Origin of the sequence: Paenibacillus xylanilyticus, from assembly GCF_013359935.1 — a bacterium.
GTDB classification, from domain to species: domain Bacteria; phylum Bacillota; class Bacilli; order Paenibacillales; family Paenibacillaceae; genus Paenibacillus; species Paenibacillus xylanilyticus.
Window position 1 is genome coordinate 39,535 of sequence record NZ_JABMCB010000149.1, and the last position, 20,655, is coordinate 60,189.

General features: G+C 46.2%; 14 protein-coding genes and 1 tRNA gene. 2 read left to right on the forward strand and 13 right to left on the reverse strand.

The genetic code is table 11. The annotated features are described in order from the left end of the window. Positions 1 to 69 precede the first annotated feature (69 nt). The 10 genes from speD to HP552_RS04430 form a co-directional block, all read right to left on the reverse strand. Positions 70 to 468: an adenosylmethionine decarboxylase gene (gene speD, locus HP552_RS04385; protein WP_175394404.1), complete on the reverse strand. Its 399-nt coding sequence runs from the start codon at positions 466 to 468 to the stop codon at positions 70 to 72. A 338-nt stretch (positions 469 to 806) separates the two neighbouring features. Then, positions 807 to 1,394 carry a non-ribosomal peptide synthetase module gene (locus HP552_RS04390; RefSeq protein WP_175394405.1) on the reverse strand — a complete coding sequence of 196 codons (588 nt, stop codon included), beginning with the start codon at positions 1,392 to 1,394 and terminating at the stop codon, positions 807 to 809. 269 nt (positions 1,395 to 1,663) lie between these two features. Further along, positions 1,664 to 2,323, reverse strand: coding sequence for a ribosome biogenesis GTP-binding protein YihA/YsxC (yihA, locus tag HP552_RS04395; protein WP_175394406.1), 660 nt, complete (start codon positions 2,321 to 2,323; stop codon positions 1,664 to 1,666). Positions 2,324 to 2,483: 160 nt separating this feature from the next. Next, the gene (lon, locus tag HP552_RS04400; RefSeq protein ID WP_175394407.1) at positions 2,484 to 4,823 is read right to left on the reverse strand and encodes an endopeptidase La; all 2,340 of its coding nucleotides are present in this window, start codon (positions 4,821 to 4,823) and stop codon (positions 2,484 to 2,486) included. Between the two features lie 87 nt (positions 4,824 to 4,910). Next, positions 4,911 to 6,668: an ATP-dependent protease LonB gene (gene lonB, locus HP552_RS04405; RefSeq protein WP_175394408.1), complete on the reverse strand. Its 1,758-nt coding sequence runs from the start codon at positions 6,666 to 6,668 to the stop codon at positions 4,911 to 4,913. A 173-nt stretch (positions 6,669 to 6,841) separates the two neighbouring features. Further along, positions 6,842 to 7,939, reverse strand: coding sequence for a flavodoxin-dependent (E)-4-hydroxy-3-methylbut-2-enyl-diphosphate synthase (ispG, locus tag HP552_RS04410; RefSeq protein ID WP_175394409.1), 1,098 nt, complete (start codon positions 7,937 to 7,939; stop codon positions 6,842 to 6,844). Positions 7,940 to 8,059: 120 nt separating this feature from the next. Then, entirely contained in the window at positions 8,060 to 9,313 is a 1,254-nt protein-coding gene (clpX, locus tag HP552_RS04415; protein WP_063566713.1) for an ATP-dependent protease ATP-binding subunit ClpX, read from the reverse strand. A gap of 12 nt (positions 9,314 to 9,325) precedes the next feature. Further along, positions 9,326 to 9,916 carry an ATP-dependent Clp endopeptidase proteolytic subunit ClpP gene (gene clpP, locus HP552_RS04420; protein WP_091001992.1) on the reverse strand — a complete coding sequence of 197 codons (591 nt, stop codon included), beginning with the start codon at positions 9,914 to 9,916 and terminating at the stop codon, positions 9,326 to 9,328. A gap of 375 nt (positions 9,917 to 10,291) precedes the next feature. Then, on the reverse strand, positions 10,292 to 11,632 hold the full coding sequence (gene tig / locus HP552_RS04425; protein ID WP_175394410.1) for a trigger factor: 1,341 nt from the start codon (positions 11,630 to 11,632) through the stop codon (positions 10,292 to 10,294). A 135-nt stretch (positions 11,633 to 11,767) separates the two neighbouring features. Further along, positions 11,768 to 12,610: a hypothetical protein gene (locus tag HP552_RS04430; RefSeq protein ID WP_246310759.1), complete on the reverse strand. Its 843-nt coding sequence runs from the start codon at positions 12,608 to 12,610 to the stop codon at positions 11,768 to 11,770. 326 nt (positions 12,611 to 12,936) lie between these two features. Between HP552_RS04430 and HP552_RS04435 the strand changes: the two genes are divergently transcribed. After that, positions 12,937 to 13,010, forward strand: a tRNA-Arg gene (locus HP552_RS04435). A 289-nt stretch (positions 13,011 to 13,299) separates the two neighbouring features. Continuing rightward, positions 13,300 to 14,535, forward strand: coding sequence for a CynX/NimT family MFS transporter (locus HP552_RS04440; RefSeq protein WP_175394411.1), 1,236 nt, complete (start codon positions 13,300 to 13,302; stop codon positions 14,533 to 14,535). Positions 14,536 to 14,628: 93 nt separating this feature from the next. On the opposite strand, the gene HP552_RS04445 is transcribed toward HP552_RS04440, so the two are convergent. From HP552_RS04445 to HP552_RS04455, 3 genes are all read right to left on the reverse strand, one after another. After that, complete coding sequence (locus tag HP552_RS04445; protein WP_175394412.1) at positions 14,629 to 19,143, reverse strand: S8 family serine peptidase; 4,515 nt, start codon at positions 19,141 to 19,143, stop codon at positions 14,629 to 14,631. 380 nt (positions 19,144 to 19,523) lie between these two features. Next, entirely contained in the window at positions 19,524 to 20,297 is a 774-nt protein-coding gene (locus tag HP552_RS04450) for a class I SAM-dependent methyltransferase (RefSeq protein WP_175394413.1), read from the reverse strand. Between the two features lie 118 nt (positions 20,298 to 20,415). After that, a complete protein-coding gene (locus HP552_RS04455; protein ID WP_175394414.1) occupies positions 20,416 to 20,568 on the reverse strand; it encodes a hypothetical protein in 153 nt (50 codons plus the stop codon). Positions 20,569 to 20,655: the final 87 nt, after the last annotated feature.

Genomic DNA, 20,655 nt, shown 5'->3' on the forward strand with positions numbered 1-20,655 from the left:
TATGAGTTGGGGACTAGTCTTCGTTCATCCCAATATGTGAACATTGTTCATGATGTGTGTCTAAAACAGTTATACCAGTTCGATAGGTTGCATTTCTGGTGTTTCAACCTGCAATTCGCCCAATCCACGTACCAATTTCTTGGCGTATGTTTTTTCCGGTTTCAAAACGGATACCAGGTAGTCAATGGCCAGTTGTGGGTCAACCGTTTCTCCACAAGTGTAGCAGTCGATCGCCGCAAACCCTCTCTCAGGATACGTATGAATGGAGAGATGGCTCTCTGACAGCAGTACAAGCACTGTCGCTCCTTGTGGTTCAAACTGCTTGGATTGTACGGACATTACTGTCGCGCCACATGCCTCCGCTGCTTCAACCATTTGGGCTTGCAAATACTCAGCACTGTTCAGTAGATCAAAGTCGACACCCCAAGCGTCAACAGCAACGTGTCTTCCGAAAGTTGAATATTCCATCCTTCGGTTCCCCCTTCCTAGGAATAAAATGTTTGAAAAAATTTCATCCGCTAGGACCTACGTCATTCACTTCCCGAGGGAATAATCTCTCGCAACATATAATGTCCTGAGTGAATCCTGGTTCCTATATTCTTTTCAACGAGATTAAAAATAACATCTATTTAAAAGGAATGCAACCCTTTTTTTACAGTTAAAAAAATAAATAATTGCCATCCAAGTTGGACATCTCCATCACAAAAAAATCCCCTTCGGACGCTGAACCGGCAAGTGCCTGCAATCAGAATCGATAAGGGGATTGATTCACATTTATACCTGTATAACCTGCATCTCCAGGTTATTTAAGCTTCAAGTTCGAAGAGTCGTTTTTGATGTTGAGCAAGCCTTTCATCAATCTGATGAAGTTCTTCAGGAACTGAAGTATGATTCCTTGTGTCCAGAAGTGTGTCGACCTCTGCGTATACCCGGTTGATTTCGCGTTCAACATCCCGAGCCTGGAACACTCGCTGCAATTCGAGCAACGTATTTTTGTATTCGTAGATGAGGCGCGTATTCTCCCCGTTCTTCTCTACGATTTTACGGACAGAGCCTTGAGCATAAACATACGTCATAATGAAATCTTCATAAATCCGATGGACGACACCGTCTCCCTTAAAGGTCATGAACAATTTCCGCACAACGTTGGTCAGATGATGGTTTACCAGCCGGCAAGACAATTCACAGATGTAAAACCCTTCCTGACGGTCAAACGGGAAATGAACTTCCTCTCCACTTACATCCTCAAGCACAATCTCCTGGCAACCGTTATCCAGCACCTTCACTCGGTGATGAATCCGGCCATCCTCTGACATGCGCAAAAACTGATGCATCTGGGGTTCCGACAATTTCAAAGTGGCTTTAACATACTCTGTGGCTAACCGCTGAGCCATACAAATCTCCTCAATTCTTTCCCGGATTGTTTTGCCTTCCTGCTCATGGCAGTGATCTCAAAACTCTTCAGGCCGGCAAGGCCGGTATTTTTGGTTCCTGTAGCACGAATGCACCTAAGCTCATTATACACCACCACAAAACCATTTTGCTCCAGAACGAAACGATAAATTCTCACGAAAATCCATAAAAATACGGATTAATTCATGATCTCATCCAGGATTCACCCAGGTTACTCACTTTCCCGCATTAAAATGGCGCAATCTCTATATCATCCGTTAATTTCGGTGTTTTCTTCCTCTTCTGGATAACCTTCTGCATCCAGCACTTCTGGTGCATACTTATCTATGCGGGCATGGCGGGTAATGATGTCCCATAACTCTTCTTTACCCAATCCTTCTTCTGATGAAAATGGTACAAACAGATCCCCTGAACGAAGATCCAGCGCTTGCTTGATGACTTTAATATGCTTCGCTCTGCGTGTCTTTGGAATCTTGTCCATTTTGGTTGCTACCACAACCAAAGGCAATCCGTGATGGCGAAGCCATTCATTCATCATCTTGTCATCCTTGGATGGTTCATGCCTCATATCCACCATCTGCATAACAAGTTTCAATTCTTTACGTCCCAATAAGTATTTTTCCATCATTTTACCCCAGGCAAAACGCTGCTCTTTGGAGACTTTGGCGTAACCATAACCCGGGAAATCCACGAAGTATAGATCCTGGTTAATTTTATAGTAGTTCAGTTGCTGAGTTTTACCTGGTGTCGAACTTGTGCGTGCCAGATTCTTGCGGTTAATCAAGCGATTAATCAGGGATGATTTGCCGACATTGGAGCGCCCCGCCAAAGCGATCTCCGGCAGACCGTCATCAGGATATTGTTCAGGCCGAACGGCACTGATAATAAATTCGGATTGGTTTACTTTCATAATATATCTGTCCTCTCTGGATCTCATGTTCTTGCATTTGAAGCTGATGAAGGTATTATGCCTTGGATCATTGTTCTATCATACCAAAAAAACCGTTCGGGCGGACGCCGAAGCTCCGCAGAACGGTTTTTTCTTCATACGCTCCCTTGGCTAACTGGATCTACAGATGAATACCTGTCTGTTCCACGAGTGCATGCTGCAGCACCTGATCCATATGGGCTACAGGGACAAATTCCACATCTTCCTTGATGCTATCCGGAATGTCCCGCAGGTCCCGTTCGTTATCCTTGGGCAATAATATTTTTTTATAACCGGCGCGATGAGCGGCCAGTGATTTTTCCTTCAGACCACCGATGGGAAGCACGCGACCACGCAGAGTGATCTCGCCAGTCATCGCAATGTCTTTGGAGACATGTTTGTTCGTCAATGCAGAAATCAAAGCAGTAGCCATCGTAATCCCAGCAGATGGACCATCCTTAGGAATAGCACCTTCGGGTACGTGGATATGAATATCATTCTTCTCATGGAAGTCAGCTGGAATCCCCAATTGTGCCGCTTTGGATCGGGTGTAGCTGAATGCGGCCTGAGCGGATTCTTTCATGACATCGCCCAGTTTACCCGTTAATGTCAGTTTTCCTGTTCCAGGGACAACCGTGACCTCGATGACGAGAGTATCCCCGCCAACTTCAGTCCAAGCGAGCCCGGTTACTGTACCAATCTGATCTTCCAGTTCAGCCATACCGTAACGGAACTTGCCTGGTCCAAGATAATCCTTGATTTCATCCGGCGCAATATTAATTTGGCCTTCCACACCAGATACGATATTTTTGGCCGCCTTCCGGCACAACGAAGCCATTTGCTGCTCCAGATTCCGCACACCGGACTCGCGGGTATATTCACGAATGACTCGAAGCAAGCTGTCGTCCCCAATCTCCAGCTGCTCATCTTCCAGACCATGATCGCGCTTTTGCTTCGGCAGCAGATAGTTTTTGGCAATCTGCAGTTTCTCGATCTCGGTATACCCTGGAATGTTGAGCATTTCCATCCGGTCCAGAAGCGGACGAGGAATGTTATGCACCGTATTGGCGGTTGTAACGAACATGACATTGGATAAGTCAAAAGGCACTTCCACAAAGTGATCGCTGAACGTGCTGTTCTGTTCAGGATCGAGCACCTCAAGCAGCGCTGCAGAAGGATCTCCACGGAAGTCGGAAGCCATCTTGTCGATCTCGTCCAGCAGGAAAACGGGGTTAAGTGAACCCGCCGTTTTCATTCCCTGGATAATCCGCCCAGGCATTGCTCCCACATAGGTACGCCGATGTCCACGGATCTCCGCTTCATCGCGAACACCACCCAGAGAAATTCGGACAAACTCCCGGCCCAATGATCTGGCAATGGAGCGGGCAAGCGATGTCTTACCGACACCCGGAGGCCCGACCAGACAGAGAATGGGCCCTTTGAGCTTTTTGACGAGCTTCTGGACAGCCAGGTATTCAAGTACGCGCTCTTTCGGCTTTTCCAAGCCGTAATGATCGGCATTCAGCACATCTTCCGCTTTCTGAATATCCAGGTCGTCCTCTGTCATCTGACTCCAAGGCAGCGCCAGCAGCCAATCCACATAGTTGCGAATGACCCCGCCTTCCGCAGAGCTTGCTGGCATTTTTTCCAGTCGATCAATTTCCTTCTCGACCTTTTCCTTGACCTTGTCCGGCAAGCCGAGGGTCTCCATTTGATTACGGAGTTCTTCGACCTCACCTGCACGGCCTTCTTTTTCACCCAGTTCTTTTTGAATGGCCTTCATCTGCTCGCGCAGATAGTATTCCTTCTGGGTCTTCTCCATCTGTTTCTTCACGCGTTGGCTGATTTTGCGTTCAAGCTCCAGCACTTCCCGCTCGTTGTTGAGAATGTCGAGAAGTTTCTCCAGACGTTCACGAACATCAATGGTTTCCAGGATCTCCTGTTTATCCTTGATTTTCAGGGAAAGGTGGCTCGTGATCACATCAGCCAGTCGCCCTGGTTCCTCAATATCCGACACAGCAGCAAGTGTCTCGGGTGTTACCTTTTTGGACAGATTAATATAATTTTCGAACTGGTTCAGAACCGTACGCATCAGGGCATCCGTCTCCGGATGACTGTTCTCCTCTTCAGGCAGTTCTTTTGCCAGTACTTCGTAATATTCCTCGTTGTCCGTATATTCAATGATTTCAGCCCGTTCCAAGCCTTCCACGAGAACACGAATCGTTCCGTTTGGAAGCTTCAGCATCTGTCTGACCTTGGCTACGGTTCCGATTCTGAAAATGTCTTCTTGTGTTGGTTCTTCAATATTCACTTCGGCTTGGGAACATAGGAGAATCAGATGTTCTTCTACCATCGCTTTTTCTAAAGCCTTGACCGATTTCTCCCGGCCCACATCGAGATGCAGTACCATACTCGGGTAGACGAGAAGTCCTCTTAAAGGCAGTAAAGGAAAACGACGACCTTTCACTTTGCTCGGTCCCATCGCTTTCGCACCTCCAATGGCTCTCAGGTTGTAGTCATTCATTATTCTATCAAATGTTCACATAAAAAACCAATTGAAGGGAAGCTCTTAGCAGCTTCCCGAATCCGTAACCTGTCCCGGACGGGGTAAATCAGCACGCAAATATGAAGCAGATGCCGGAGGGAAAATTTCTGCAGCGGGTGTTGCTGACTCCTCCGCCTGCTTTGTTTGTTCCATCTGCCCCGAATCAGGAACCCAGGCAAATACCTCGCGGAAAACATCCTGTACCGTATCTACCGGAATGACACGCAAGCCATCCAGATTCTCAAAAATGGACTGCCAGTTCTCTGCTGGAATAATAACGGTCTTCGCTCCCGCCTGAAATGCAGCCTCTACTTTGGCAAGCACGCCACCGATCGGCTTCACCCGGCCATGAATGCTGACTTCACCAGTCATCGCTGTCTCGTGATCTACAGGGCGCCCCTGAATGGCAGAGGTAATCGCCGTGGCCATGGCAATACCAGCCGATGGGCCATCAATCGGCGTTCCTCCCGGAAAATTGATATGCAAATCATAATCATTCGGACGGATACCCATGGCTTTTAATACAGTCATTACATTTTCAACCGAGCCTTTGGCCATGCTTTTTCTCCGGAGTGTACGCGAACCGCCTCCAATCTCTTCCTCATCCACAACGCCTGTAATATTAATTCGGCCCTGATCTTTGAGTGCAGGCACTGCAGAAACTTCGATCTCGAGAATGGTGCCCATATTCGGACCGTATACGGCCAAGCCATTAACAAAACCGACCTGCGGGTGCAAAGGCACCTTGCGATCCGGCCGTGGTTGAATTTGGCTGCTGCCAGCCACCCATTCGACATCCGAGGCCTGAAGGGTCTCCCTTTTTTCGGTGAGTGCCAGTCCGGCAGCAAGCTGAATAATATTTACCGCCTCGCGCCCATTCGTGGCATATCGCTTGACCACTTCAACAGCATCCGGACAAGGACTGAAGCCAATTTTCTGCACAGCGTCTTCAGCAATCTTCCCGATTTCTTCCGGCAGCAATGGTCTGAAGTATACTTCCATGCACCGTGAACGGAGCGCTGGAGGCAGTTCATGAGGCGAACGAGTCGTCGCTCCGACAAGGCGGAAATCAGCCGGCAGGCCATTTTGAAAAATATCGTGGATATAAGCAGGAGTATGCGTGTCTTCCGAGTTATAGTACGCACTTTCCAAAAAGACCTTGCGATCCTCCAGCACTTTCAGCAATTTATTCATCTGAATGGAATGCAATTCACCGATCTCATCGATAAATAACATGCCACCATGCGCTTTGGTCACGGCTCCCGGTTTCGGTTGAGGAATACCCGCAACCCCCATGGCACCCGCTCCCTGATATATCGGATCATGTACCGAACCGATTAAAGGATCGGCAATACCCCGCTCATCAAAACGAGCTGTCGTCGCATCCAGCTCCGTAAACTTCGCATCCGGCTTGAAAGGCGAGGATGGATTTTTTTTGGCTTCTTCCAAAACGACCCTGGCGGCCGCTGTCTTACCTACCCCTGGAGGCCCGTAAATAATGACGTGCTGTGGATTGGCACTGCACAAAGCAGCCTTGAGGGCACGCAGGCCGTCCTTTTGCCCTACGATATCATTGATGGTCGCCGGCCGCGTCTTCTCTGCGAGCGGTTTGGTGAGTGAGATAGAACGCAATTTGCGCAGCTTCTCCAGTTCTTTGCGGGATTCACGCTCGACTGCGCTGCGGTTTGTTTTCTGGCCTCGAAGCAGATTCCAGAAATACAAACCGATCACCACACCAAAAAATAACTGTATCAACATGAAGACCATGCCTAAATCACCCATATCTCAACATCCTCCTGTTCTTCTGTCCTGTTCCCTTACGGAATCATGCTAATACATGGTAGTATAGCCGTTTCACGAACAGGTAAACGGTCCAGTCGGAATTTGTTGTGGATGTGAAGACACCAAGAGCCCGTCATTGCTGACGGGCTCTCTTCGAAGCATATATGAATCAATCAGTGCGAGCGACCAGGAATTACACCTGTCGTTTCATAGGTTTCGACGATTTTATCGATTTCCTTTTTCAATTCCTCAACCATGATTTCTTCAGGCACCTTACGGATCATCTTACCGTGCCGGAACAAGAGACCTTCTCCGCGAGCACCAGCAATCCCGATATCCGCTTCTTTGGCCTCACCTGGACCATTCACCGCACAACCGAGTACAGACACTTTAATCGGCACCTTGAGTTTGGAGATGTACTCTTCCACTTCGTTGGCAATGGAGAACAGATCGATGTCCAGACGTCCACATGTTGGGCAGGAAATCAGTGTAGCTGCATTGGAGATCAAGCCAAAAGTTTTGAGCAAATCGCGGGCAACCTTGATCTCCTCCACCGGATCTGCGCTAAGCGAGATTCGCATCGTTGAACCAATACCCATGGACAGCAAAGCTCCCATACCGGCAGAGCTTTTAATGGTTCCCGAGAACAATGTACCAGCTTCCGTAATCCCTAGATGCAGCGGATATTTAATGATTTGAGCTGCTTTGGTGTACGCTTCAATCGCCATCGGTACATCCGATGCTTTGAGAGAAACGATAATATCATGGAAATCCAGTTCTTCCAGAATACCAATGTGATACAATGCACTTTCTACCATAGCATCAGCCGTAGGATATCCGTACTTCTCAAGCAAATGGTTTTCAAGAGAACCTGCATTTACCCCGATCCGAATCGGAATACCGCGTTCTTTACATGCTTTGACGACTTCTTCCACTTTGGCACGTTTACCGATGTTTCCGGGATTGATCCGGACTTTATCGATGCCGTTCTCAATCGCAAGAAGAGCAAGCTTATAGTTAAAGTGAATATCCGCTACAAGCGGGATGTGGATACGTTTTTTGATTTCCTTAATGGCTGCGGCAGCTTCCTCATTATTCACAGTTACACGTACTATTTGGCATCCTGCTTCTTCCAGTCGCAAAATCTCTGCAACGGTCGCCTCAACGTCTGCCGTTTTTGTAGTACACATACTCTGGATAATGACTTCGTTGCTGCCACCAATCGTTAAGTTCCCCACTTTTACGGGACGTGTATCTTGTCTTAAATACATGAGTGATTTCTCTCCCCACAACGTCAAAGCTCCACCCTGACAGAGACATGAATTCGCCTTCTGCCAAAGTGGAGAACTGACAAGTCTATATTTCAGAGCTGAACAGGATTCATGCCTTGGTTAGGCACTCTCTTCCTGCTTATCGTCCTTCGATTGGCTCAGTTCAGGCACAACTCTTTTCTCAACGACTTCTTCGGTAATCACACAGTTCGTAACATCATCACGTGAAGGCACTTCATACATGATTTCAAGCATGATGCCTTCAATGATCGCACGCAATCCACGGGCACCCGTGTTACGCTTGATCGCTTCCTTCGCAATCGCGAGCAATGCTCCTGGTTCAAATACCAGATTCACATTGTCCAGCTCAAGCAGCTTTTGGTACTGTTTTGTAAGCGCGTTTTTTGGTTCGGAAAGAATCCGTACCAATGTATCTTCATCCAAAGGCTCCAAAGTAGAGATAACTGGAAGACGGCCTACGAATTCCGGAATGAGACCAAATTTCAACAAGTCTTCCGGCAGAACCATACCGAGGTATTCACCTGGTTTGAGATCTTTTTGTTCCGCAACGGTGTTAAAGCCGATGACTTTTTTACCGATCCGGCGTTTGATCATTTGCTCCAGACCATCAAAGGCACCGCCACAAATGAACAGGATATTCGTTGTATCAATCTGGATGAATTCTTGATGTGGATGCTTGCGGCCACCTTGTGGTGGTACAGATGCCACAGTTCCTTCCAGAATTTTCAGCAACGCTTGTTGTACCCCTTCACCCGATACGTCGCGTGTAATGGACGGATTTTCGGATTTACGGGCTACTTTGTCAATTTCATCGATATAAATGATACCGCGCTCTGCTTTTTCAACGTCATAATCAGCAGCTTGAATCAGCTTGAGCAGAATGTTCTCTACATCTTCGCCGACATAACCAGCTTCCGTTAATGAAGTCGCGTCCGCAATAGCAAATGGAACATTGAGAATTTTAGCCATGGTTTGCGCAAGCAACGTTTTACCGGAACCAGTAGGTCCGAGAAGCAAAATGTTACTCTTTTGCAATTCAACGTCCTCAATCTTGCTCTGAGTATTGATCCGTTTATAGTGATTGTAAACCGCTACAGACAAAGACTTTTTCGCCTGATCCTGTCCAATGACGTATTGATCCAGAATGTCGCGGATTTCTTTTGGTTTCGGTATATCTTTGAGGTCCAGTTCTTCGTCATGACCGAGCTCTTCCTCAACGATTTCGGTACAAAGTTCGATACATTCATCACAAATGTAAACGCCTGGTCCAGCGACCAGCTTGCGCACCTGTTCTTGAGATTTACCGCAAAAAGAGCATTTCAGCTGCCCTTTCTCATCGTTAAATTTAAACATGAAACCACCCCTTTAGGAATTGATCGGTCTGCTGAGCACCTGGTCAATAATGCCGTACGCTTTGGCTTCTTCCGCACTCATGAAAAAGTCACGGTCTGTATCCCGCTCAATTTTCTCAAGGGGTTGACCTGTACGATCGACGTATATTTGATTCAGTTTCTGACGTGTTTTAATAATCCATTCTGCGTGAATTTTAATGTCCGCAGCCTGTCCCTGAACGCCGCCAAGCGGTTGATGAATCATCACTTCGCTGTTGGTGAGCGCGTATCGTTTGCCAGGTGCACCGGCTGTTAACAACAACGAGCCCATGCTAGCTGCCATTCCTACGCAAATGGTAGATACATCCGGCTTGATGTATTGCATCGTATCGTATATACCCATCCCTGCGGTGACAGAACCACCAGGTGAATTAATGTACAAGCTGATATCCTTCTCAGGATCGTCGGCTGCCAAAAACAAAAGCTGTGCTATGACAAGATTGGCTACATCGTCATCAATCGCACTGGTTAGAAAAATAATGCGATCCTTCAGCAAACGCGAATATATATCGTAAGACCGTTCGCCTCGATTGGTTTGTTCCACAACCATTGGCACCAGACTCATGAGACCAACCTCTTTTCTACATGTAATTAGACATAGGCTACCTGTAAAGCAAACCCAAATTCATTCTAACACGTTCCTGTGACAATGTCATTTTTCACAAGTGGTGACAAGCATAAGTTAGTTTACTTTTTAGCCTGATCATATTTAACCATGTTTTCTATGTATGTGCAAATCGAAGGATTCCTATGCCGTTTAACCTTATTTTATTTGCATGGTGTACATAGGAGGGCAAAATGTATTTCCCTATCCATCATAATAACCATCCATATTATTACTGAATCATCTATAAAATGGATGCCATAATTTAAAAATAAGGCACGCAATGATTCACGTGCCTTATCGTTTATTCAGCTGTATGTTACTTCACAGCTTGTCTTATTTTTCGTCAGATTCTGCAGCAGCTTCTTCAGCAGGAGCTTCAACCGGCTCTACAACTTTGCTGTTCTCAACGAGAACATCGATCGTTTTGCGCAGTTTAACTTCATCGCGAAGGCTGTCCAGGGAACCATTGCTCTCCAGAATGCCACGAATCTCTTCAGCAGGACGCTTGTAGGATTCAGCCATTTTTTCGAGTTCTTGGTTCACTTCTTCATCAGAAACTTCGATGTTTTCCGCTTTACCTACGGCTTCAAGAACCAGGTTGTTGCGAACACGTTTGGAAGCATCATCTTGCATCTGACCTCTCAGGTCAGCTTGTGTTTGACCGGAGAAGCTCAGGAACATTTCCAAGTTCATGCCTTGGTTGCGCAGACGGTTGTCAAAATCACGCATCATGTTTTGTACTTCGCTATCAACCATTGCAGAAGGGATGTCCACTTCAGCATTTTCAGCCACTTTTTCTACAACCGCATTTTCTTGAGCTGCTTTGAACTCATCTGCTTTGCGGGATTCCAATTGTGTTTTCAGGTCAGCTTTGTACTCTTCCAGAGTATCAAATTCGCTGACATCTTTTGCAAACTCATCATCCAATTCTGGCAATTGTTTGCGTTTGATTTCGTGTACTTTCACTTTGAATACCGCTTGTTTGCCAGCAAGTTCTGCTGCATGGTAGCTCTCAGGGAAAGTCACTTCCACGTCTTTGAAGTCGCCTGTGGACAGACCCACAACTTGCTCTTCAAAGCCTGGAATGAATGTATTGGAACCGAGTTCCAAGGAATAACGCTCAGCTTGTCCACCTTCGAATGGTACGCCATCAACGGAACCATCGAAGTCGATAACTGCAACGTCGCCGTTTTGTGCAGAAGCTTCGTCGATTACAACGAGTTCAGCGTGACGTTGTTGAAGACGCTCAAGCTCTTCAGTCACTTCTGCTTCAGTTACTTCGCCTTTAGCTACAGCAACTTCAATACCTTTGTAGTCACCCAGGGTAACTTCAGGTTTAACTGTTACTTTCGCTTTGAACTTGAACGCTTGTCCTTTAGCGAATTGTTCGATATCTACATCCGGACGATCTACCGGGAAAATATCCGTTTGGTCGATAGCTTCTGTGTATGCTTCAGGAAGCAAAATGTCGATTGCTTCTTGATACAGGCTTTCTACACCGAAACGAGCTTCGAAGATTGGACGTGGAACTTTACCTTTACGGAATCCAGGTACGTTCGCTTGTTTTACTACTTTATTAAAAGCTTTGTCGAGTGCTGCAGTTACACGATCTGCACCAACTTCAACTTCAAGAACCCCAAGGTTCTTCTCTATCTTTTCCCAAGTTGCTTTCATTGTATACTTTCCCCTCCAAAATTCACATGTTCACGTAGGCGATCACGTACAAAATAACCATTTTAGTATAAACAAGATTACATTCTTTTTCAAGGGGAATCCCTTGATGCGGTTTGAGGTAAACGTTTCCGGTCTCTATTGGCCTCCCAAACCAGCTGAAACAAACTGCTTCATAGAACGATATGCCTGCTCCAAACGGAAGCGCATTGCTCCGGTCACAGCATACATTGAGCGCGTATCTTCTTCGTCGTGCGAACCGCCCAGGCTGTCTGCAACGGTCATATGTAGAGCAGCTGCCCATATGTCTGTCATGGAATCATTCTCTTCAAGCATGGAAGCATAATCTCGGGTTCCATATACGGCCATCACAAACTGAATCCACAGTTCCTGTGCAAAATAAAAAAGTGTCGGTTCGTGAACTTCCGTCTGATCAGCCACTCTTTCCAGAATGCGAACAATCTGAAGCGGGAAATCCTCTGGCCTGAGCGGTACCGTATCGATCTCCACTTCAACCTGTTCTTCTCCTCTTGCGAAGGTGATCATGCCCTGTGTACCTCGACGACGCAGCGTTTGCAGCACTCGGAACTGCAGCAGCGGGTGAAGGGACTTATCTGTCAACCAGCGAATCAGCGAATCATCTATCTCTGGCATATCCAGATAGGCCAGCTGCTCCAAAGCAAGCATGGTTTGTTCGGACAGTGGTTCCTCCATTACGGTGCGAAGCAGCTTATCCGCGTATCCCTTATCCTGCTCCAGCTTGGACCTGGCATGCTGACGCGCCATGTCTTCCTCACTGATTTCCTCTTCTTCATGTTCATCTTGAACCACAGAGGGATCCTCTGCATAATGAGGGAAGGCAGCCTCAAGCCATTCAAGCAAAGCCCGCCATTCATCATAATGGCGCTCTTCCTGCCCCTGGCATTGCAGCAAAAAGCGGAGCAGATTCATTGCTTCACCATACCGCTCATTTTCAAGCATGACAGTCAATTGAATCTGGTAATAGTCCAGCGTCTTAGGAAACAGCACGATATTGTTACTGTGCTCGTTTTCCGGGGTCGTGGATTCCTTGATAGGAGCACCTCCTCTATATCCTGAATCTCCAATCGGAATCAATCATAAATAGATGTATATTAAACGAAAATCGATCTATTTTCTGAGTTCTCCTGATATTCTAACATAACCGTAAATATAATGAAAAAAACGTCATCTACCGCCAAACATCATATACGAAAAACATATTAAAACAAAACACTTGATATTCATATTTATTTATGATAAAATCATTTTTGCTTGAAAAATTTCATGTCTCAGTAGCTCAGCTGGATAGAGCAACGGCCTTCTAAGCCGTCGGTCGGGGGTTCGAATCCCTTCTGGGACGTATTAAGAAAAGCTTCCTTCGGGAAGCTTTTTTTGCGTTCTGGGGATGAGAACCCCTATGGTTCGTCGGAGCATCGTCTTCGTTAGCATCACTTCGCAGTCTCGACTGGCAGGAGAGTATCCCTTCTGGGACGTATTAAGAAAAGCTTCCTTCGGGAAGCTTTTTCCGTTCTGGGGTGTATTTCGGCCAACTCCGTTGTCCGATGTTGACACCGAATGTTATGCTTGTTGTGTATACGCATGTATCAAAGTATACATATTAGAAAAAATAAATAACAGGAGATTTACCTATGCCATCTTCTTTACATCAACATTCATCTGATCAAGCAGTTATGGACAGCTCCTCATCGTCCATGAAACTCGGGCTTCTTCTTACGGGTATTATCTTCATCGCAGCTACGATGCGGTCACCGATTACAGCGACAGGCCCTATCGTTGAACTGATTCGCTCCGATACAGGCATAAGCCATACCATGGCCGGGTTGCTTACATCACTGCCTTTGCTTGCGTTTGCTGCAATTTCTCCGTTTGCCCCACATCTGGCAAAAAGATTTGGTCTGGAAGCAGCACTGCTTACTGCTATCATTATTGTAACCTTGGGCATAGCCCTCCGTTTTTTACCGTCAGTCCCTGCACTTTTTGCAGGTACAGCCATCCTCGGATGCGGGATTGCTCTAAGTAATGTGTTACTTCCAAGTCTAATTAAGCGGGACTTCCCATTACGAGTAGGACTCGTTACTGGTCTGTATTCCGTGTCCATGAATATATGGGGTGCTATAGCTTCTGGAATTAGCGTTCCGGCAGCAGGCTTAACCTCCATGGGTTGGCATGCCTCACTCGGAATGTGGGCTGTGCTCTCGATCCTGGCTCTCATTTTGTGGCTGCCCCACGTTCGTAATGGACGCCGCGGAGAAGTTTATGTAGCCTCCCGAAAGACCGAGAAACCGGTTCGGCTTCGCTCCTCTTCTCTCGCTTGGTACATCACGCTTTTCATGGGATTGCAATCGTTGATATTTTACTCGACCATTACATGGCTGCCTGAAATTTTGTCTAATCAGGGCTTTAACCCTTCTTCAGCAGGCTTGATGCTATCCATGATGCAAATGGTCAGCGTTCCAGTAACGTTTATTATTCCTATTCTGGCGGGACGAATGAAGGATCAGCGTATGCTGACGGCCATTACCTGTATGTGTCTCATTTTGGGATATGCGTTCCTGCTAAGCGGTATCTCATCAATGGTTACGATCGGGGTTGCTCTCGCTGGCATTGGGGGCGGTGCTTCATTTGGTCTGGTTACCATGTTTTTTGTACTTCGCACAGCTGACGCCAGACAAGCCGCAGGTTTATCAGGAATGGCTCAATCGTTCGGATATATGTTGGCCGCCGGAGGGCCCTTGTTATTCGGTTTAATCCATGATTGGACTGAGGGCTGGACTATTCCTTTGCTTCTGCAGGTTACGCTCGCCGTCCTATTGTTACTCATGGGTCTGAAGGCCAGCGCGAATCGTTTGATTGGCTCTCCGTGAGATAAAATATAACGTCCATTGTATATAAAGAGACCTTCCATGATGGAAGGTCTCTTTATATACTTCAATAATGTTGTACGCCACATTGTGAAATTAAATTTTGTCTAGATGTTCAAGCAGACGGTATAGAATAACAGATACCTGCGCGCGGGTTGAAGTGGCCTTTGGAGCAAATTGATTGCCTGACATCCCTTTTACCAACCCATTCTCCACCGCAAAAGCTACTGCAGATTTCGCTTCATCCGAAATTTGATCTCCATCTTTGAAACTAATGGATGTCGGTCCTTGTTCCAACTCCAATGCGTCTGCGATCATCATGACCATTTTCTCACGGGTCAACTGATCCTGTGCACCCGCTTCTTTGCTTCGTGTTTCCCAATCGATACCCGTTCCAAATATACGGTCGAGTAGCGTTGCAAATTCTGCATGAGAAATGGTGCTATTAGGTGAAAATACACTTGCACTCATACCTTTGGCAATTTGCTGGGATGCAATAACTTCAATTTCATCTTTGGCCCAGTGGCCCGTAATATCTCCAAAAGTTACGTCATTTTCCACTACAGCGTATGCCCCTGGCTCTGTAACACTGAACTCTAACTGCCCTTTTTGAGACACATTGGACAATGATGCAGGCTGCCATGCATCTTCTGTTGTTTGGTGGTAAGCAATGACTTTTCGTGGGTCTTTCACAGACTTCGCATCATATTTCAAAGTAAGGCTAATGTTGTGCTTAAATGTTTCTGCATTATGATCGATGGACACAATTTTTGAGACAATGTTTACGTTCTGCTTTTCCGCTTGTTCGTCTAATACATGCAGCTTTAGGCTAAATCCGTTGGACGTTATAAAATCCGTTAGAGAAGTAGCGGGAATGGACACATTAAACGTTTGACCTTCAATAATTAAGTTTTTGCCAGCCGCTTGAAGCTTATCAGCAATAGACTTACTTAATGTCAGTTCCACTTGACTGTATTTCTCGAACTCTATACCGGAAACATCCAGCTTCACTTCTTGTCCATCACCCAGCAATTGTGTATTGATGACGGTTTCGGAGAGTGCCGCTGTGGCTTGTATAGTTCCGTCAGCATTTTTCTTCTCAGATAGAGATGCATCGCCAATAACTGTTGAAGCCGGTGCTGGTGTTGGCGACGATGCAGAGCTTGATCCCCCTGAAGATCCTGAACCAGATCCTGGGGATGGCGTGCTCGGCTTAGGAACTTGCGGATCAGGATCTTTTTTTACAGTCAGAGAGGTTGAAGATGTTCCAACCAACCCTTGAAGATCTTCAATAGCGAATTCCACACTATATTTTCCTGCTGGCAATTCCCCGAGACTAATCCTAAATGAACCATCTGATTCTACTTCAAAGCTTCCTTCTTTAATCTTTTTATCTGTAGAATCTTTGACGGTATAGCCAGACTTCAAGGATTTGGTTACATCAAGATCATAATCCCATCCACTTTTAAGAGCAGGAGCAACCGTTATATACAAATCCTCAACAGTTCCCATAAGAGAATCCTTACCCATTTGCTGTATTTCCAGCGTCTCAGGCACTTTTACAACCGGAGCTTCTGTTTTCACCAAGAATGGAGGGGTATCTTCCCGATATGTCTTTCCATCAGTACCTCTAGATGTGATATCAACGGTATACAAGCCATCCGGAATAGCTGTCTCTTGCTCCGTTGTATAATCTACATATTGTCCGTCCCAGGCAAGTTTATATCTCGCATTTGCATTGAAGGTATAATTGGCACCATATATAGATCCAATATACCCATCCTGATAAAAACCACCATCCGGATTAAGACCGTCAAAAATTTCAATAAGTGCGAAATTCATTGGGTTATGGAATTCCATAAATACATCGAGTGTATCCAGCGTGCCATCGGCATTCAATGGATAATGGAACGGGTTCGTTTCATTGCCATACTTCGTTTCGATGTATTTGATGCCGGATTCTGTCAGATTGAAGTGAGCCACGTACGGCACACTATACGTTTTTGCTTCATGACTGAATTGGAGATATCCTTGGGCTTCTCCTACAGTAGTCACGCCTTTTGGCACCGTAATCGTCACCTGTACCTCTTCTTCTCCATTCAACGCAAAGGACGTTTTATCCATGGAAACCGATACGCCATTTACAGAACGTGTAGGGTTGACCGTTACGGAATATTCCCCGCCTACTCCTTTTAGCGACTGCACCTTGAGCGTTTTACTGACCGTTTTCTCGTCTGTGCTCAGGAAGTTGCCGAAATTGACGCTACCCGTAATGTTTTCCTTTTCGACTGCCTCGCCGCTCTCGGTGTATTTTGTCACGTCCATGACTTTAACAAAAGTTTCAGGGTCAATCGTTTCCAGTGCTTGAATACGGCCAGCGCCTTGATCGAATACGTCATATAGAGCTGTATCCAGCACTTTGGTATTGTTCATGAGAGCAACCTTAATATCAAAAGGAGTCCAGTCCGGATGCTTCTCAATGAGTAATGCAATCAGTCCTGCTACATGAGGAGTAGCCATACTCGTGCCTGTTTTGCGATCATAAGCCTGTGCATAATCTGCTCCAGGCTCATCCTTCCCGTAGGCAGGAATCGTAGACAAGATGCTTGTACCCGGGGCAACCACATCTGGCTTGATATCCAATGTTACTTTGGCAGGTCCGCGGGAGCTGGAGTCATACATGTCATCTCCAGGCGTTTGATCATGGACAAAATCACTGAAGCTTACTTCAACCAGTTCTCCCGCATCCAGCTGAGCCTTGATCCCTTCACCATCTTCTTTGGACATACTGAGTGTCGGAATAAGTTCAAAGTTATCACCCAAGCTTAGACCAATCGGACCTGGAAGATTGTTATACACAATGACGGCCACTGCGCCAGCCGCTTTCGCATTGGCTACCTTCTCCACAAATGCCAGCTCACCCCGCTGTACAAATGCAACTTTCCCTGCAAAATCCTTGCCTTCGAAGTCGGTTGGTTTCCCGAGCCCGGCAAACTCAAGCTCATATTGCCCTGTCAGAACATCTTCAGGATCTGCTGAAAGGTTCCAGCCCATTACGTCCAGACGATAGACTGATTCTGTGACAGTCAGTGGGTTTGGCTGTGTTACAGTTGGAGCTACCGTTTCCTCTTCTTCTACAGGTGTAACTTCTTCTGTACTAGGATCAGTTGCATCCTGAGACGTCACGGTTTCAGCTTCAGCTTGCTCTTCTACAGGTAGTGCACCTTCACCTGGTGATGCAGACTCTTCACTTATCACGTCTGCTTCGGGAGCATCTGCAGATGAATCATCTGGATTAGTCACCGGTACGCCTTGCTCTGGAATTTCAGGAGCTTCAGTCTCTGGTGCTATCCCCAGTTCAGGCAATTGTTCAACCTCAGGTACAGGTTGCTCTTCAGGTAGTGTACCTTCACCATCTTCACCAATCCAAAAATGCGTGTTGGCCGTAATGATCTGACTAGGTCCTGTGGAGTTACCTACAGTGATAGCCATGGCCGATGCCCCTGGAGAACCCAATGTATAACGATTTGGACCTTCATTACCACTTGCTACAACTGCAGTAACACCCGACAGCATGGCATTGTTGAGCGCAACCGAAGTAATGTAACTTGGATCATTTGCATCATTACCCAGCGAGAGGTTGATGACATCCATACCATCTTTAACCGAGCGATCAATTCCGCCAAGCACCCACGATGTTTGCCCGCTACCATATGCTCCAAGTACACGATAAGCATAGATATCGGCTTCGGGAGCAATACCAACAACACCGTAATCTCCAGCCTCGCGAGCAGCGATGGTGCCCGCTACGTGAGTACCGTGGGATGTGTAGTAGGAACTTCCGTTTGCATTAAACTCCGGCTGTTCAGACACTTTCCACTCCTCACGTGTTGTTTCATAAGGATCATCATCGTTTTCAACAAAATCCCAACCACCCTTGTAAGCATCTTTCAGATTCGGGTGCTCGTAATCGATTCCTGTATCAATAACACCGACTTTGATGCCTTCCCCTTTGTATCCCAAATCCCATACTTCCGGGGCACCAATAAACGGCGCTGTATCTTTCATATAGGGATTAACTTCATCGTTCTCCGGAGCTAACGTAATTTCGAGGTCAGGATATACACTGACTACGCCTGGTATGCGAAGCAATTGCCCCATTTGATTTCCATCCACTTCAATGGCCACACCGTTTAGGGCATATGCGTAATTTTCCAACACTTCATGGTTGATTTTGTTCTGAGTGAGGCTATGTACAAATGACTGTTGTTGTTGTTCAACCTTAGTCACAGCATTTGTTTCCATAGAGGAGGTAAAAGACTTTCCTGAGAGGGTTGATTCACCTTGCGCTACAGCTACAGGTTTGTTCGAGAGCTCAACGATAACTCTTGTACTCTCTCCACCTAGACCTTCCAGTCTCTGGTCCAAAAGTGGTTCTGCAGCAAGTTTTTCTTCCCGCTGGGCGAGAATTTCTTTCCACTGCTTGGCTTCAGCCTTGGTCAGCAAATTCCTATCAAGTAGTACATCTGTGGGAGCGGCTCCAGCCGCTGGCATGACGATGGAGAAAATCATGAGGACACTCAATAACATGGATATCAATCGTTTATTCAAGGCTATGCCCCTCCTTCTCAATATGAATACCTCACCAATCACTGGGGCCTTGCCCGATCAAGTACTGCAATACTTGTAATAACGTCACCATCCTATCCGCAAGAGGATTGACCCTTGGTAAATTATTCTACTAAAATACCATATATCCCTTCTAAATAATTACAATTATGATATAAAAATTACTTATATGGTTCTTGAGTAAGAGAGGGAGATGGGCTTGTATTTATTTGTCGATGGAGAATTTGAAATTTAAAATAGTCCATAGGAAAAAAGACCATATTCCTCTTTCGCCAAAAGAGAATCATGGTCTTTGAAAGACATCATATTTTACAGGTGGAGTTTATCAGATATTCATTTAACAAGCAGATTTCATTATTTTTTCAACTTTCCGGCTTTACAGCCTCCACACGCAAACGCTTATAATCCGCATAGATCGCATCGTCTTTCCAGAGCTTTGGTACAACTATATTACTCGTTTCCAGACAGATTTCCTGGATCTGTTCCTTACTTAAACCCGCAAAATAGTCACCGCCAAAATGAGCTAACCACCCCTCAATACCCTGTTCCCCATCTTGAAGTTGGGTAGGACGGTCATAGTGGTAGGCCTGTCGAACCAGGAACCCCTTTTCCTCCAAAATGGAGCTATACTCTCCAATTGTTGGAAAGTACCATGGATTGCGATCCGCTGCATCGATTCCTGTTTTTCGTTCAAGCACAGCCTCCAAAGCATTCACAATGGTCTGTACATTTCCCTTCCCACCGAACTCTGCTACCAGACGCCCGCCAGGCTTCAGCGCATTCCATATACTTTCGATGACAAGGCCAGGACTTTTCATCCAGTGCAATGCAGCATTGGAGAAGATGGCATCATAAGGTCTGCTTGTCTGGAACCGATGTCCGTCTCCCTCCAGGAATTCGATATCCCGAAACTTCTCCCTCGCCCGATGAATCATATCCGGAGATGCATCCATGCCAACCACCTCTGCTTGTGACATAGCAATTTCATGCGTCAAGTCACCCGTGCCGCAGCCCAAATCCAGAATGTATTCACCTTTTTGAGGTTGAAGCCAAGAGATTAAACTTTTGCCGTATCCTGATACAAAAGCCAATTGGTGATCGTACTCATCTGCCCGCCATTGGTTAATCGATTTCAATGACACCACCGTCCTTTCAATCTGATAGGATTATTGTGGCATAAATCCGTTTATTAATAAAATATATAAATACTATTCATTTTATAGGTAATGCCTATATCATTTTCAAATTCTTTTATCAGTCAACTTCCTCGATGATTGTAAGAAGCGGAAAATGGACCTGAACCCCAGTTCTCCTGAATCTGATTGAGCGGTACATATCCGTCACATACACGATGAGACGTGTCGCACCTTGAAGCGTTGTGCCTTCAGATTCTGCAATCCGTTTCATGTGCAGAAACGCCTGACCAATTTGCCTTTCCTCATCGGTTACAAGCTGGCTCGTACTCCCAGGAGGGAAACTCTCCTTGCAGTCGAG